This is a genomic window from Senegalimassilia faecalis, from assembly GCF_004135645.1.
GTDB lineage: Bacteria > Actinomycetota > Coriobacteriia > Coriobacteriales > Eggerthellaceae > Senegalimassilia > Senegalimassilia faecalis.
On record NZ_SDPW01000001.1, the window covers coordinates 2699932 to 2712724 of the forward strand.

At 63.6% G+C, this 12793-nt stretch carries 13 protein-coding genes and 3 pseudogenes; 10 read left to right on the plus strand and 6 right to left on the minus strand.

What is annotated here, in order from left to right; translation table 11 throughout:
- Nucleotides 1-126: 126 nt before the first annotated feature.
- From ET524_RS12020 to ET524_RS11295, 7 genes and pseudogenes are all read left to right on the plus strand, one after another.
- Nucleotides 127-231 (plus strand): annotated as a pseudogene (locus ET524_RS12020) (sugar transferase); the annotation flags it as partial.
- Nucleotides 232-287: 56 nt separating this feature from the next.
- Nucleotides 288-524: pseudogene (locus ET524_RS12025) on the plus strand (IS3 family transposase); the annotation flags it as partial.
- Nucleotides 476-1195 (plus strand): FAD binding domain-containing protein, encoded by a 720-nt coding sequence (locus ET524_RS11275; RefSeq protein ID WP_161566629.1) that lies wholly within the window; start codon nucleotides 476-478, stop codon nucleotides 1193-1195. The pseudogene ET524_RS12025 and the gene ET524_RS11275, both read left to right, overlap by 49 nt.
- The gene (locus tag ET524_RS11280) at nucleotides 1196-1669 is read left to right on the plus strand and encodes a (2Fe-2S)-binding protein (RefSeq protein ID WP_129424569.1); all 474 of its coding nucleotides are present in this window, start codon (nucleotides 1196-1198) and stop codon (nucleotides 1667-1669) included.
- A complete protein-coding gene (locus tag ET524_RS11285) occupies nucleotides 1662-2930 on the plus strand; it encodes a xanthine dehydrogenase family protein molybdopterin-binding subunit (RefSeq protein WP_201738718.1) in 1269 nt (422 codons plus the stop codon). The genes ET524_RS11280 and ET524_RS11285 overlap by 8 nt, the downstream gene beginning before the upstream one ends.
- An 89-nt stretch (nucleotides 2931-3019) precedes the next feature.
- Nucleotides 3020-3553 (plus strand): selenium cofactor biosynthesis protein YqeC, encoded by a 534-nt coding sequence (gene yqeC / locus ET524_RS11290; protein ID WP_161566630.1) that lies wholly within the window; start codon nucleotides 3020-3022, stop codon nucleotides 3551-3553.
- A 114-nt stretch (nucleotides 3554-3667) separates the two neighbouring features.
- The gene (locus ET524_RS11295; RefSeq protein WP_129424575.1) at nucleotides 3668-4216 is read left to right on the plus strand and encodes a hypothetical protein; all 549 of its coding nucleotides are present in this window, start codon (nucleotides 3668-3670) and stop codon (nucleotides 4214-4216) included.
- 56 nt (nucleotides 4217-4272) lie between these two features.
- Here ET524_RS11295 and ET524_RS11300 read toward each other — a convergent pair whose 3' ends face one another.
- The 3 genes from ET524_RS11300 to ET524_RS11310 all read right to left on the minus strand — a co-directional run bounded on the left by ET524_RS11300 (nucleotide 4273) and on the right by ET524_RS11310 (nucleotide 6272).
- Nucleotides 4273-4995 (minus strand): TetR/AcrR family transcriptional regulator, encoded by a 723-nt coding sequence (locus ET524_RS11300; protein WP_201738719.1) that lies wholly within the window; start codon nucleotides 4993-4995, stop codon nucleotides 4273-4275.
- Between the two features lie 63 nt (nucleotides 4996-5058).
- Nucleotides 5059-5295, minus strand: coding sequence for a DUF5692 family protein (locus tag ET524_RS11305; RefSeq protein ID WP_201738720.1), 237 nt, complete (start codon nucleotides 5293-5295; stop codon nucleotides 5059-5061).
- Nucleotides 5250-6272 (minus strand): DUF5692 family protein, encoded by a 1023-nt coding sequence (locus tag ET524_RS11310; RefSeq protein WP_129424579.1) that lies wholly within the window; start codon nucleotides 6270-6272, stop codon nucleotides 5250-5252. The genes ET524_RS11305 and ET524_RS11310 overlap by 46 nt, the downstream gene beginning before the upstream one ends.
- A 489-nt stretch (nucleotides 6273-6761) precedes the next feature.
- Between ET524_RS11310 and ET524_RS11315 the strand changes: the two genes are divergently transcribed.
- A complete protein-coding gene (locus ET524_RS11315) occupies nucleotides 6762-8027 on the plus strand; it encodes a RidA family protein (protein WP_129424582.1) in 1266 nt (421 codons plus the stop codon).
- A gap of 199 nt (nucleotides 8028-8226) precedes the next feature.
- A pseudogene (locus ET524_RS12215) lies at nucleotides 8227-8424 on the plus strand (substrate-binding domain-containing protein); the annotation flags it as partial.
- Nucleotides 8425-8464: 40 nt separating this feature from the next.
- On the opposite strand, the gene ET524_RS11325 reads toward ET524_RS12215, so the two are convergent.
- Together ET524_RS11325 and ET524_RS11330 are read right to left on the minus strand one after the other, a co-directional pair.
- Nucleotides 8465-8689: an IS3 family transposase gene (locus ET524_RS11325; RefSeq protein ID WP_129424584.1), complete on the minus strand. Its 225-nt coding sequence runs from the start codon at nucleotides 8687-8689 to the stop codon at nucleotides 8465-8467.
- Nucleotides 8690-8697: 8 nt separating this feature from the next.
- Nucleotides 8698-9828 (minus strand): IS3 family transposase, encoded by a 1131-nt coding sequence (locus ET524_RS11330; protein ID WP_129425922.1) that lies wholly within the window; start codon nucleotides 9826-9828, stop codon nucleotides 8698-8700.
- Nucleotides 9829-9989: 161 nt separating this feature from the next.
- Here ET524_RS11330 and tsaA point away from each other — a divergent pair, with 161 nt between their 5' ends.
- The gene (tsaA, locus tag ET524_RS11335; protein ID WP_236648280.1) at nucleotides 9990-10871 is read left to right on the plus strand and encodes a tRNA (N6-threonylcarbamoyladenosine(37)-N6)-methyltransferase TrmO; all 882 of its coding nucleotides are present in this window, start codon (nucleotides 9990-9992) and stop codon (nucleotides 10869-10871) included.
- A 448-nt stretch (nucleotides 10872-11319) separates the two neighbouring features.
- Here tsaA and ET524_RS11340 read toward each other — a convergent pair whose 3' ends face one another.
- On the minus strand, nucleotides 11320-12306 hold the full coding sequence (locus ET524_RS11340; protein WP_201738721.1) for a DMT family transporter: 987 nt from the start codon (nucleotides 12304-12306) through the stop codon (nucleotides 11320-11322).
- Between the last annotated feature and the right edge of the window lie 487 nt (nucleotides 12307-12793).

Below are 12793 nucleotides of genomic sequence, written 5' to 3' on the forward strand. Positions count from 1 at the left end.
CTATGTGCTATTCCGATTCTCTAATGCGTCCCAGGCGGCTCGAAATGCTCCATCGAAATTGCTGGCAATCCTCTCCACCTGCGCAAAATCCCCGTCCTGCCTTGCGTTTTCGTCTTGGCAAAAGGGATGTCCGTAGTCGGACCGCGCCCCGCGCTGCCTTCTGAGGTTGCAACCTATAACGACTACCAACATCAGCGCTTACTGGTTAAGCCTGGTTTGACTTGCTACTGGCAGACTCGTCGCAATCGCGACTCCATCACCTTCGATGAGTGGGTCGAACTCGACCTTTGGCCAGGTCGATGTCGAAGAAGGGGTGCAGCCCGGACGACTCGGCGATGGAGGGATTCTTCGGCAGGCTCAAGAATGAATTCTTCCACCGTCGGGACTGACCGGGCGCGACGGTACCCGAGTTCTGCCGAATGCTCGACGCCTATCTGAGATGCTGCAACGAGGAGCGGCCGAAAGAGAAGCTGGGATGGCTGAGCCCGATGCAGTACCGCAGAAGCTTAGGGCTGGCCGCATAGCCGGTCCAAAGAAACGTCCGCATCCCCTTACCTTGGACGCTATCGAGGAGACCGACGAGGAATTCCGCATCGGCGCCATGGCCGCCCTGCGCCAGATGGAAACCCACGCCGGCCTTGACGCCTATTCCTGCGGCGCCATCAAGGCGGCGTTCCAAGACATCGTTGGCGTGCAGTTCCGCAACGGCGCTACGCCCGGCGGGAGCCTGTGGCGTCGCATGGGCTTCTCCGACATCGTCACGGCATTTCTTGCCATGGACAGCTACGTCGAGTTGCACGAAGGCGGCATCGTGCCTCTGGAATGGTTTGTGAACATGCCCTACGACAAGGACATCCTCGTGCGCCTCATCGTCAAGAAGCGCGCCGGCGCGTTCGCGTACCGGGCCGTGCGCAAGCAGCGCACCGACCTTCTCACGCTCAACTGCATGGCGGCGAAGCTGGGCGACGAATACCGCGTGACGATGGGCGCTCGCCCGGGTCGTGCCGTGCTTCTGCGCGACGACCAGGACATCCTTGCCGACGGCATCAGCGAGGCAAGCACCGCGGCGTTCGCCGAGCATGCCGCGGGAAGCATCCGCGTTTCCGGGAACATGTGGGGCAGCGTCGAGTATCGCCGCGCGCTCGCGCCCGTGCTCGTGCGCCGCGCCCTGCTGATGTTGGGGGAGGTGCGTTAGATGGAGGTCAAGATCAAGCTGAACAGCAAAACGGTGGTCGACGACGTCTCCGCCGACATGCTGTTCATCGATTTCGTGCGCGCTCACGGGTGCAAAAGCGTCAAGCGCGGCTGCGAGACGTCCGCGTGCGGCTTGTGCACGGTGATGCTCGACGACGTGCCCGCGCTGTCCTGCTCCACGTTAGCCGCCCGCGCCGACGGCCGCAGCGTCTACGCGCTGGAAGGCCTGCAGGCCGAGGCGTCGGAGTTCGTGGGCTTCATCGCCGATCAGGGCACCGAGCAGTGCGGTTTCTGCAACCCCGGCTTCGTTATGAACACCATCGCGCTGCTGCGCGAGAACCCCGATCCCACCGACGACGAGATCTTGGCGTACCTGAGCGGCAACCTGTGCCGTTGCTCGGACTACGTGGGCCAACTGCGCGGCATCCGCGCCTTCTTGGATGAAAAGCACGGCAAGGAGGTCGAGCGTGGATAAGCCTGAATACCGCTCCGTGGGCAAGTCGGTCCGCAAGAAGGACTCGCTGCAGCTTCTGCTGGGCAAGCCCGTCTACACTGAGGACATCGCGCCCGACGCGCTGGTGGTCAAGCTCCTGCGAAGCCCCCATGCCAACGCCATGGCGAAGGCCATCGACACGTCCAAGGCGAAGAAGGTGCCTGGCGTGGTGGACGCGTACACCTGGGAGGACGTGCCCGACCAGCGCTTCTCCAACGCCGGGCAGACCTACCCCGAAACCAGCCCCTACGATCGTCTGGTCATCGATCGGCACGTGCGTTTCGTGGGCGACGTGGTGGCCATCGTGGCAGCCGAGAGCGAGAAGGCGGCGCAAACGGCCCTTTCGCGCATCAAGGTGGAATATGACGTGCTGGAGCCCGTCCTGGATTTCCGCACCGCGAAGGACAACCCCGTGTTGGTGCATCCCGCGTTCGTCACCATGAAGACGGGGCGTCCGGCCCTGTGCGTGTTCTCGCGCAAGGAATCGCAAACCTGCGGGTCGCCGCGCCACGAGATGGAGGTCAAGGTCCGCCTGGGCGCCAACGAAGACGGCCGCATCCGCGCGCTCGAGGTTACCACGCTGTCGAACTCGGGCGCCTACGGCGAGCACGGCTGGGCCACGGTCGGCCTGACCGGCCACAAGTCCATCCCGCTCTACCCCGGCTCGCTCGAGGCGTTCAAGTTCGACGCGAACGTGGTGTACACGAACATGCAGCCGTCCGGCGCGTGCCGCGGCTTCGGTGCCACGCAGGGCCAGTTCGCCGTGGAGAGCGCCGTCAACGAGCTGGCGGCGAAGCTGGGTCGCGACCCGGTGGAGCTGCGCGAGCAGAACATGGTGCGCGAGGGCATGGCGATGCCCGCCTACTTCGGCGAGGTGGCCAACGCCTGCGCCCTGGACCGCCGCATGCAGCATTGCAGCGACATGTTCGGGTGGAAGGAGAAGTTCCCCGTACGCGACATGGGCAACGGCAAGGTGCGCGCCGCCGGCATCGCCATGTCCATGCAAGGTTCGGGTATCTCCGGCATCGACGTGGGCTCGGTCACCGTCAAGCTCAACGACGACGGGGGATACATGCTGCTCATCGCCGCGGCCGACATGGGCACGGGTTGCGACACCATCCTGGCCCAGATGGTCGCCGAGCATATGGAATGCCCCGTGGAGGCCGTGAGCGTGTTCGGTGCGAAGTCCATTAGCGAGATCGTCATGAACACGCCGGCTCCGGCGTTGGCGCAGGCCATCTAACGGGCAACGGGCGTGTGGCATCGCGAGCTGCCCATCCTTCCCGAGCGCATTTTGTTGGCGAAACCTGAGGAGTAAGCATTCTAAGCAGCTTGCTACATATCCAGCGTGGGCTTACGGCCATCATCGGCAGTGGCGGCAAGTCCACGCTTTTGCGCGCCTTGGCCGAGGAGCTGTCGCGCGATGCGCGCGTGATCGTGGCCACCAGCACGAAGATGCACGTGCCCGACTGGTGCCCCGTGGTGCTGGGCGCGTCGCTCGATGACGTGCGGATGGCGCTTTGCGAAGCCTCCATCGTGTGCGCGGGCTCCATCCATCTGCCCATGGGGAAGCTGGCCGAGCCGCGGGCGGCGTTTTCCGACCTGGTCTGTTCGGCGGACTATGTGCTGGTGGAGGCGGACGGGGCGAAAACGCTCCCGCTGAAGGCGCATGCCGAGCACGAGCCGGTCATCCCCGCGTGCGCAGGGCGGACGGTGTGCGTGGTCGGGGTCGACGGCTTAGGCGCCCCCCGTCTTGCAGACGTGCCACCGTCCGCAGCGATTCGCGCAGCTGGCCGGCGTTTCCGTCGACGATGCGGTCACGCCCGAGGCGGTGGCGGCGGTGCTGCGCGCCGAGGGGCTTCATGACGTGGTTTTGATCAACAAGGTGGAGACCGCCGCCGACTGGCGGGCGGCGCAGCGCATCGCGGCGCTATGCGAGACGCCGGTGGTGGCGGGAAACCTTTGGAGGGACGATCTTCGATGTTTGCGGTGATCCGCGGCGCCGGCGATATCGCCGGCGCCATCGCGCCGCGCCTTGTGCGATGCGGCGCTTCCGTGCTTATGACCGAGATAGAGCAGCCTTTGACGGTACGCCGCACCGTTGCCTTCAGCGAAGCTGTTCGCGTGGGGAAAGCCCAGGTGGAAGGTGCGACGGCCGTGCGGGCGCAGGACGTTTCCCATGCCTTGGGGCTGCTTTCCGGCGAAGGGGTCGTCCCCGTTCTGGTGGACCCCGCGTGCGCGTGCGTCAAGGACGTGGCGCCCGACGCGGTGGTCGATGCCGTGTTGGCCAAGCGCAACCTGGGCACTTCCATGGATATGGCGCCCATCGTCGTCGGGGTCGGCCCGGGCTTCACCGCGGGCGTGGATTGCCATGTCGTGGTGGAAATCGTGCGCGGGCATACCCTGGGCCGCACGCATTACGAGGGGTCGGCGTTGTCGAACACCGCGGTCCCCGGCCTTGTGGGCGGCTTTGCGGGTGGCGTGCTTGAGACCATCCTTCATGTAGGCGGAACGTTTTCGGCTCGATAGGGCGTGAGGCGTTAAGCTGCTGCGATGGCCTGCCACAATCTGGCGAAGGCGTCGCGCTAAGCCGCGCCATCGGGAGATGGCGTCGGGCGCGAAGGCGCATCAGGGTGTTCCGGCCATGGCGGCGGATCGATCACCGTCATGTCAAGGCGAAGCGTTTGGGCGATAAGCGTTGCAAGCTCGTCGTCGGTGATGTCGGGCTTGGCCTTCATCATCCCCGCTAACCCGAATATGAGCAGGCCGAACGTTTCGGGGATCAGCTGGATCTCGATGGTTCGGTACGCCATGTACTCGGACACGATGTAGTTCTGGATGCATGTCACCACCTCGCGGACGGCCTGCGTGGCGAAGCGGTCGCGCAGGCCGAGCTCCTCGAGCACGGAGAACATCGGGCGAGGGTCGCCCGATGCGGTGTAGAGCGCGCGTCGCAGCATGGACACGCAGTTTTTCAGTTCCGAGGGGGTTTCGCCGAACGCGCGCAGCTCGTTCCAGGTGGACACGCTTTCGACCAGATCCTCAAGATAGTCCTCGATCACGGCGTCGGTGACGGCTTGCTTGTCGGGGAAGTAATAGTACAGAAGGCTGCGCGCCACGCCGGCCTTGCGTGCGATGGCGGCCATGCTGGTGGCGGCGACCCCTTCGGTTTCGTAAAGCTCGCGCGCCGCCAACATGATGTCGCCGGCGGTGCCTTCAAGTCGTGCGCTTTGCCTGACCTGCCGCGTGACGGGGTGCGGCAGGTCAGGATCGAATCCGGGTAACGGCTTGCTGTCCAGTGCAGACACGGGGCTCCTTCGCATGTTGGGAAGCCGCCGCGCTGCGTGCGCTAAGGCGCGGTTCGCTGTAGATCAGCGGTTTTCCTCGACGACCTCTCGATAGCTCTTCGTGTCATTATAGAGCTCGTCTTTAAGCGGGTTAAGGCGCCGTGCGCGGATTCGGCGTAGCTGGTAGGCGGCAAGGGCCGCATTGGCGATGAGCGCCACCAGGCTGACGGCGAAGAACGCGTTCGGGTTGTGGGTCGTGGGGATCTCGGCGAATGTTACGGGCGCTCCACCAGGGTTTTGACGCGGCCCTTCTCGTCCCATGCGGCCGCGTAGCCGAACTCCTCCAGGTTAGCCAGCGCTGCCTCGCGTTGACCCTCGGGAACGTCGATGCTCTCGAGGTACACCCTGCGGAAGCGCGGGTTGTCGATGTAGAGCTCCTGCTTGAAGGGGTTGCGCTTCTTGCCGAAGATCGTGTAGGCCTGGTAGATGAACACGCCCGCGTTGAAGATGAGCGCGATGACCGAGATGGTCATGTGGGCTGCAGGGTTGTTGGTGGAATGGACCACGAACGCCGGATGCAGGAAGAACCAGGGGATGGTCATGGTGACGATCATGTTCACGGCAAGCGTGCGGACGCGGTGCTGTGCGTAGGCGCCGCGCTTGATGAAGAACGCCGGGATGGTGCAGGCTGCCAGAAGCACCAGGCCGCAGTACATGGAGCGGTCGGAGACGCTGTTGTAGGTGTAGGCGAAGTTCCACAGGTCGTAGCCGATGATCCAGAACCACAGCTGATCGGGCCAGACGTAGTCCTTCTTCTTACCGCGGCTGACGATGATGCCGAAGAAGCCGCAGATGCAGATGGCGTTCAAGATGCCGGCGATGCCGTTCATGACGTTCCACGGGCCGCCGACCACCATGTAGCCGTCAACGATGCCGTTGACGCCCGTGAGCTGGAAGTCGCGGATACATGCCTCAAGGATGTTGATGGCGAAGATGATGGGCGGTATGCAGACGATGTACTTCTTCTGGAAGGCGGGGAAGTAGACGATCAGCCAGCCCAAGACCGCTCCGGCTAAGCACGAGTAGGTCTTCACCCACTGGAACCAGGTGCCGGCGCCCGTGCCCTCGACCGCGGTATGGGGCCAGACGAAGACGGTCAGAACGACCGGTAGCGCGATGAATATGACCGCGCCGACCCATTTGTTCAAGCGCGATAGCTCGTTCATGCCGATCAGAAATGCCAGGTACAGCAAAACGCTCACGCACGCCGTTGCCGATAGCGGCTCGTAGAAAAACATGGTGAATCCCTCCTCCTTGTATGCTTGCAGGCCGTCCGGGGCGCCGTTCGGCACTCTTGCGATGGCGTGCATCCGGCTTCGGCCCGCTCCCTTCGGTGAGAGTGTAGCAAGGGCTTTTTCCGTTGGTTTGACGGTTCGCTCTTGATTCGTCAGGGATGGGCTTCGACGGCAAGCGGCTGTTTTTCGCCGGGAAACGTGATTGACGGAACGGTAACGGTTGGAAAAATCTGTGCAGAAAAAGGCATTGATTGGTATGCGGAATGAACAGGGTTTCGCTGGAAAATACGCGCGAAACATAAGGATTATGGGATCGGGCAATCATTTTTCCGCTTAGATTCCCGGGATTCAACCGATAGAAGCCGGCAACGAATTTGCTGAAAATCGATTGACAATGACAATCGTCGTCACGTTTAATGCGCTGAGACGCAAGTCGTGGGAAAACGTATTTGCGCAACCTCATTGAAGGCTGTCAACAGAAAGGGTATTGCCATGGCGGATAACGTGGTAGTGGCAAGGAACACCGAGAACGCACCGAAGTGCCCGATGTGCTCTCAGACCGTCGCTTTCTCCCATTACAACAACCTCTCGGCCCAGCTGCCCGTCGATCCTAGGACCGGCGCTATCGTCGAGGGCGGTGTCAAGGAGCAGGCAGAGCAGTGCTTCCGCAACATCGCAGCCATCGTTGCGAGCATTGATCATGACCTGAACGACGTCGTTCGTGTCACCATCTTCGTCAAGGACATCATGGACCTCGACGCTGTGGAGAGGGCTTACAAGTCCTTCTTCACCACCTACGTGCCCGCCCGCACCATCGTTGCCGTCAACGATCTGCCCATGGGCGCCCTGGTCCAGGTTGAGGCTCTGCTCACCAACGGCGAAGGCACCATCCCGAACGAGCCTCAGGCCGGCGATCTGGTCAAGTACGCCAACAACACCCACAACGCCCCGTTCGACGCAATGTCCACGCAGTCCGTGGCGTTCTCCCACTACAACAACATCACCGCTCAGCTGCCGATCGATCCGGTTTCCAACCAGATCGTCATGGGCGGCGTGCAGGAGCAGACCGCTCAGTGCCTGAAGAACATCAAGGCCGTCCTGACCGCCATGGATGTTCCGTTCGACGATATCGTCAAGGTCACCGTCTTCCTGAAGGACCTCGGCGACGTCGAGGCCATGAACGAGATCTACAAGCGCTTCTTCCCGGATTCGGGCATCGCCCGCGCCGTCAACTACCTGCCGGCCCGCACCGTGGTCGAGGTCGCCGACCTGCCGCAGCATGCGCTCGTGCAGATCGAGGCCGTGTGCTCCCACGGCGACGGCACCCCGCCGCAGGCCGTCGAGGCCCGTCATGGCCTGATCATCGAGGCCAACAACATCGCCGACGCTCCGAAGGACGAGCTGTCCTCCCAGACCGTGGCGTTCTCCCACTACAACAACATCTCCGCCCAGCTCGGCATCGACCCGGCTACGGGCGCGCTGGTCGCCGGCGGCGTGAAGGCCGAGACCGAGCAGGCTCTCAAGAACATCAAGGCCATCATCGAGAGCGTCGACCATGCCCTGGAGGACTGCGTCAAGGTGAACATCTTCGTGAAGGACATGAACGACATGGACGCCGTCAACGAGGTGTACGCTCGGTTCTTCCCCGAGGGAACCCCCGCTCGTCGCGTGGTCGGCGTTGCGAACCTGCCCATGGGTGCCGCCATCCAGATCGACGCCATCTTCGGCAACTTCGAGGGCACCCCGCCGATCGCCTAACGAATCATCTGCGGATCCTTGTCGATCATCGGTCAACCGATGGTTTTGGAAAGGGAACGGGTTTTCGCCCGTTCCCTTTCTTGCATTTGGGGAAGGTTTGAGCGCGGGCGCGCGTTGCGGCTATGGATGGCTGATAGCTTGAGCGTACGGTGGGGGTGGGGCGGGCGCGGCCGCCTCGGGCGCCGTGCTCGCCTGCGGCGTGCTGGCAGGGTGCTCCTCCGACAAGGGCGAGCAAAAGGCCGAGCAGCCGGAGCAGACCGCTGCAGCCAGCCTTGAGGGCAAAAGCCTCAACATCTATTGCGGCGCCGGCATGACCAAGCCGTTCCAGGAGATTGCGGACGCTTTCAAGGCCGAAACCGGCTGCGAGATGAACATCGCCTTCGCCAACGCCGCGCAGATTCAGACGCAGAGGGGATGCGGACGTTTCTTTGGACCGGCTATGCGGCCAGCCCAAGGCTCCTCCGGTACCGCATCGGGCTCAGCCATCCCAGCTTCTCCTTCGGCCGCTCCTCGTTGTAGTATCTCGGATAGGCGCCGAGCATTCGGCAGAACCCGGGCATCGTCACGCCCGACCAGTCCCGATGGTGGAAGAATTCATTCTTGAGCCTGCCGAAGAATCCCTCCATCGCCGAGTCGTCCGGGCTGCACCCCTTCTTCGACATCGACCTGGTCAGGCGGTTCTTCTCGCAGATCGCGATCCATCCGGGCCAGCGGTAATGGCACCCGCGATCTGAGTGCGCGCGGGGCGCTGCCCTTTGGAAAGGGCGCCGCACGCGGCTTCGAGGCTGCTGTTGGCGAGCTCCGCGTTCGAGCCCGTGCCGACCGACCAGGCGGGCAGGCCGCCGTCGAAGCAGTCGAGGATCGGGGACGGGTGCACCTTGCCGCCCGGCAGCCCGAACTTCGCGATGTCGGTGAGCCGCAGCTCGTTGGGCGCCGCGGCTCGGAAGGCGCGGTTGACCAGGTTCTCGGGCGCATCGGATATCTCGCCCTTGTACGAGCTGTACCTCGCCCTCCTCTTAGCGTACGCGACCGCCAGCCCCTCTTCGCGCATGATGCGGCGCACCGCCTTCTCGGACACCGCGACCGGGTCGTCCCCCGACCGCAGCGCGTGCGTGACGTAGCGGTAGCCGCGCGAGGCGCTCGCGCCCTCGAGCGCCTCGCGCACGCGCGCCCGCAGCCCGGCGCGCTTGTCTGGCCTGCAGAGCGCCGCTCGCTTGTACTCATAGGAGCTCTTCGATATCCTCAAGGAACCGGTGAGCTCTCTCAAGCTTCTCCCCGTCGTCGCCCGCAGCTCGTTTACGGCCAGGGCCTTCTCCCTGTCCGTCATCGCGCTGGGGCTTTCGGCTTTTAAAACCTTCGTCGCCGCCCTCAGGATGTCGTTCTCGAGCTCGAGCTGGCGCACGCGCTCCTCGAGGCTCCCCTCGAAGCCGTCGTACGCCCTGTCCTCGGAGTCTCCCATGGGCTCTATGGGGCCCCTGTCCGCCGCCGGGCTCGGGCCTTCTGCGGCTCTCGCCCAATTGCAGGCCGCCGCGGCGCTCGATACCCCCAGCATCTCGGCGACGTCCTTGCCGGCCATGCCCGACCTCACGAACGCCACGGCCTGCGCCTTCGGCGCCGGATCGTGATGGCTCCAGGGCCTGCCGGATTTCCTTTCGTGCGACGCGTCGCGCCGATTCAGCCAGTGATACAGCGTTTGGCGCGTGGGGTATCCCAGCCTGCGCATCGCGCGCGTCACCGACCCGCCGCACTCCTCGACCGTTTCGACGGCCCTGCGCTTCTGCTCTTCCGCGTAGCTTGGCATTCGCGAACTCCTAACCGGACCGATTCGGTCCAACTATTTGTCCGCATCCCCCAACCCGGCGAGATGGCGAAGAATCGAATCGCGAAAGCGGCGGTGCCGCATTCGCTGACTGTACCGCCGGCTTCTGCGTTGTTCGTGGGCGCGTGGTAGGCCGCGGTACAATGTCGAGTATGGAACCTATCGCACACATTCACACCGACATGCCGCAGAAGTTCGGCATCCCGCGCAACAGCCTTGTTGCCCCGCATCTGCACGGGCGCATCGTGTTCGAACCGGAGTTCTCGTCGAACCTGGCGGTCACGGGCCTGGACGGGTTTTCCCACATCTGGCTTTTGTGGCAGTTCGAGAACCGCGTCCCCGGTGGCACGGCAGGCGACATCGCCGCCGATGCCGCAGCCGCGTCCGTCCCCGACGCAGCTGCGGATTCTAACGCCGCCGCCGATGCCGATGCTGCGGCTGCCCTCGACGCGGCTGCAGCATCTAGCGCCGCGGTCGATGCTGGCGCTCCCAACAGCGCCACAGCTCCCGGCGCTCACCGCCACCCGGCGGCCGACACGTGGTCGCCGACGGTGCGCCCGCCGCGCCTCGGCGGCTCGAAGCGCATGGGCGTGTTCGCCACGCGCAGCCCGTTTCGACCGAACCCCATTGGCCTTTCGTGTGTGAAGCTCGACCGCGTCGAGCTGACCGACGCCGGCCCCATCATCCACGTGTTCGGCGCCGACCTGCGCGACGGCACGCCCATCTACGACATCAAACCCTACATTCCGTTCGCCGATTGCCATCCGGACGCCGCCGCTGGCTTCGTCGACGAGGTGCCGTGGCACGAGCTTTCGGTCGATTTCCCCGATGACCTGGCGAAACAAATCACGCCGGGCAAGCTTGACGGGCTTGTGGAGGTGCTGCGCCAAGACCCGCGCCGCGCCGGCAGCAAGCACGAGCCCAAGCGCGTGTACCGCCTTGCCTACGCGGGTCAAGACATCGGCTTCACTGTCGACGGCGACACGCTCCACGTTGTAGAAATCCGCGAAGGCCGTAACTGGTAGCGCAAATACTTCCGAAGAAGGGCTAACGCGCCAAATTAGGCCCAGTGGCCCTTCTTTCTTGCGTGCGGGCGCGAGCGCCAAAGGCTATACTGCGTTTCCCCAGGTCACCGACGCTGCGAGAATCGGTCTGACCGGTCTTTCATCTGCAGACCTTCAAGCTTTGGGCTTCAACGCCCAAAGCTTTACGAACCCGTTTTCGTTAGAGAGCTTCTCGAGCCCGCCGTTGCACGAAGCGCTGCACCCTTACCGCTTGAGGCAGAGATATCGCGAAAAATCGCTCATGTATGTGATTTGCTGACAGCAGGCGGGCTATTGTCACTAATGGCGTGGCTGTGAACTGGGGAAACGTAACCGTGAATGAAGCGTTTGCTTGCGTCGCCGAGTTAAATCACATACATGAGCGATTTTTCGCGACGCGCGCCCGTCGGCCGCAACTGGTAGTTCGGTCCTACTTTCCCCGTTTCGGCAAAAACTGCAGTTGCGACACGCACACGCCTGCCAGGATGATGCCCACGCCGGCCCACTCCACTGGCCCAATGGGAGAGCCCAGCACCAGCATGGCCACGAACAGCCCCGCTGGCAGTTCGGACGCCGCAAGCACCGTGGACAGGCCCGTGGGCAGATGCGGCGTCCCGATGCTGAACAACAGCACGGGCAGGAAGAACCCGCACGCGCCCGCGATCAGGCCCAACGGCGCGATGCCCTGCACCAGCACGCCGGACACGATGAAGTCGGGGCAAATGAGGTGCGACATCACCACCGCGCCGCCGCAGATGAGAAACCCGCGCTGCGCCTGCGAGCATTCCGGCTGCACATGGCCCGAAAGCGCCATGAACGCCGCGCAACTTACGGCGGCAACCAGCCCCGCGGCAATGCCCCACGGGTTGCAGCTGGAAAGATCGGCGGCGTACAGCCCGCTTGCGAATACCGTTCCGAACACGATGATCAGCGCCGACACCACCTGGCTTGCAGCGGGCGGGCGGCGCGTGATGGCAACCTGGATTACCGTGCCGATCCACGTGAACTGGAACAGCAGCGTCAACGCCAGCGGCACGGGCAGCACGCTCATGGCGTACGTGTAGAAGATGGAGGTGATGCACGTCACGGCGCCGATGCCCACCAGCTTGGCCGTGTTCGCGCGCCCGATGGCGCTCCACCTGCGTCCGCGGGCAAAATCGATGCCTAGCAGCACGGCGAACAGGGCAAACGCAAACCACATCTGCGCGGCAGCAATCTGCGCCGAGCTGAATCCGGCAGCATAGGAGAGCTTGTAGCACGTGGCGTTGAATCCGTAGCACGCGCCGCCGAAGAACACGAGCGCCACAGCGCGCGCACGGGCAGCGGCACCTTCGGTGCGGGTGGTGGCAGAAAGGCCACGCTCCGCTCGCGAATTTGCGCCTGCTGGCCAGTTTGCGCCAGCGAGCCCCTCGGCCATCGCGTCGGCAACCGGTTTACACCGTTCAGCTGGTATAGCCGCTGCATTTTCGCCAGCGCTCGTTGCGAGCGTCACGGGCGATCCTTTTACGCGAGTTTGCCATGTAGGTTGCATTTCTGCGGAACGCAGGGAGGGGGATTGGGCGACAGAAGTTCCTGCAGCAGCAGGGGACAGGGCATGGTTCGACATACGTATGCACGCTCCTTCATGCAATCGGGAAGCTGCGTGGGCGAAAACCCGGCAGCAAAGCGGTTGCGTGGCGAAAAGAAGACGCACAAAGTCTGGAAAAGTCCACGCGCAGTTTATCAGACCTATATTGTATCAACGAAGTCAAGCACAGCGTTGACCTGCGAATTTACCCCTCAAGCGCAAAACACCGCGCGCCCTCGGTTTCCCGAACGCGCGCGGCGCACCATGCAAACCAGCAAGTCCCGCAAACCCGCTAATCCGCAAGCCTCGTGAACCCCACAAAGCCCACGAGCTCGCA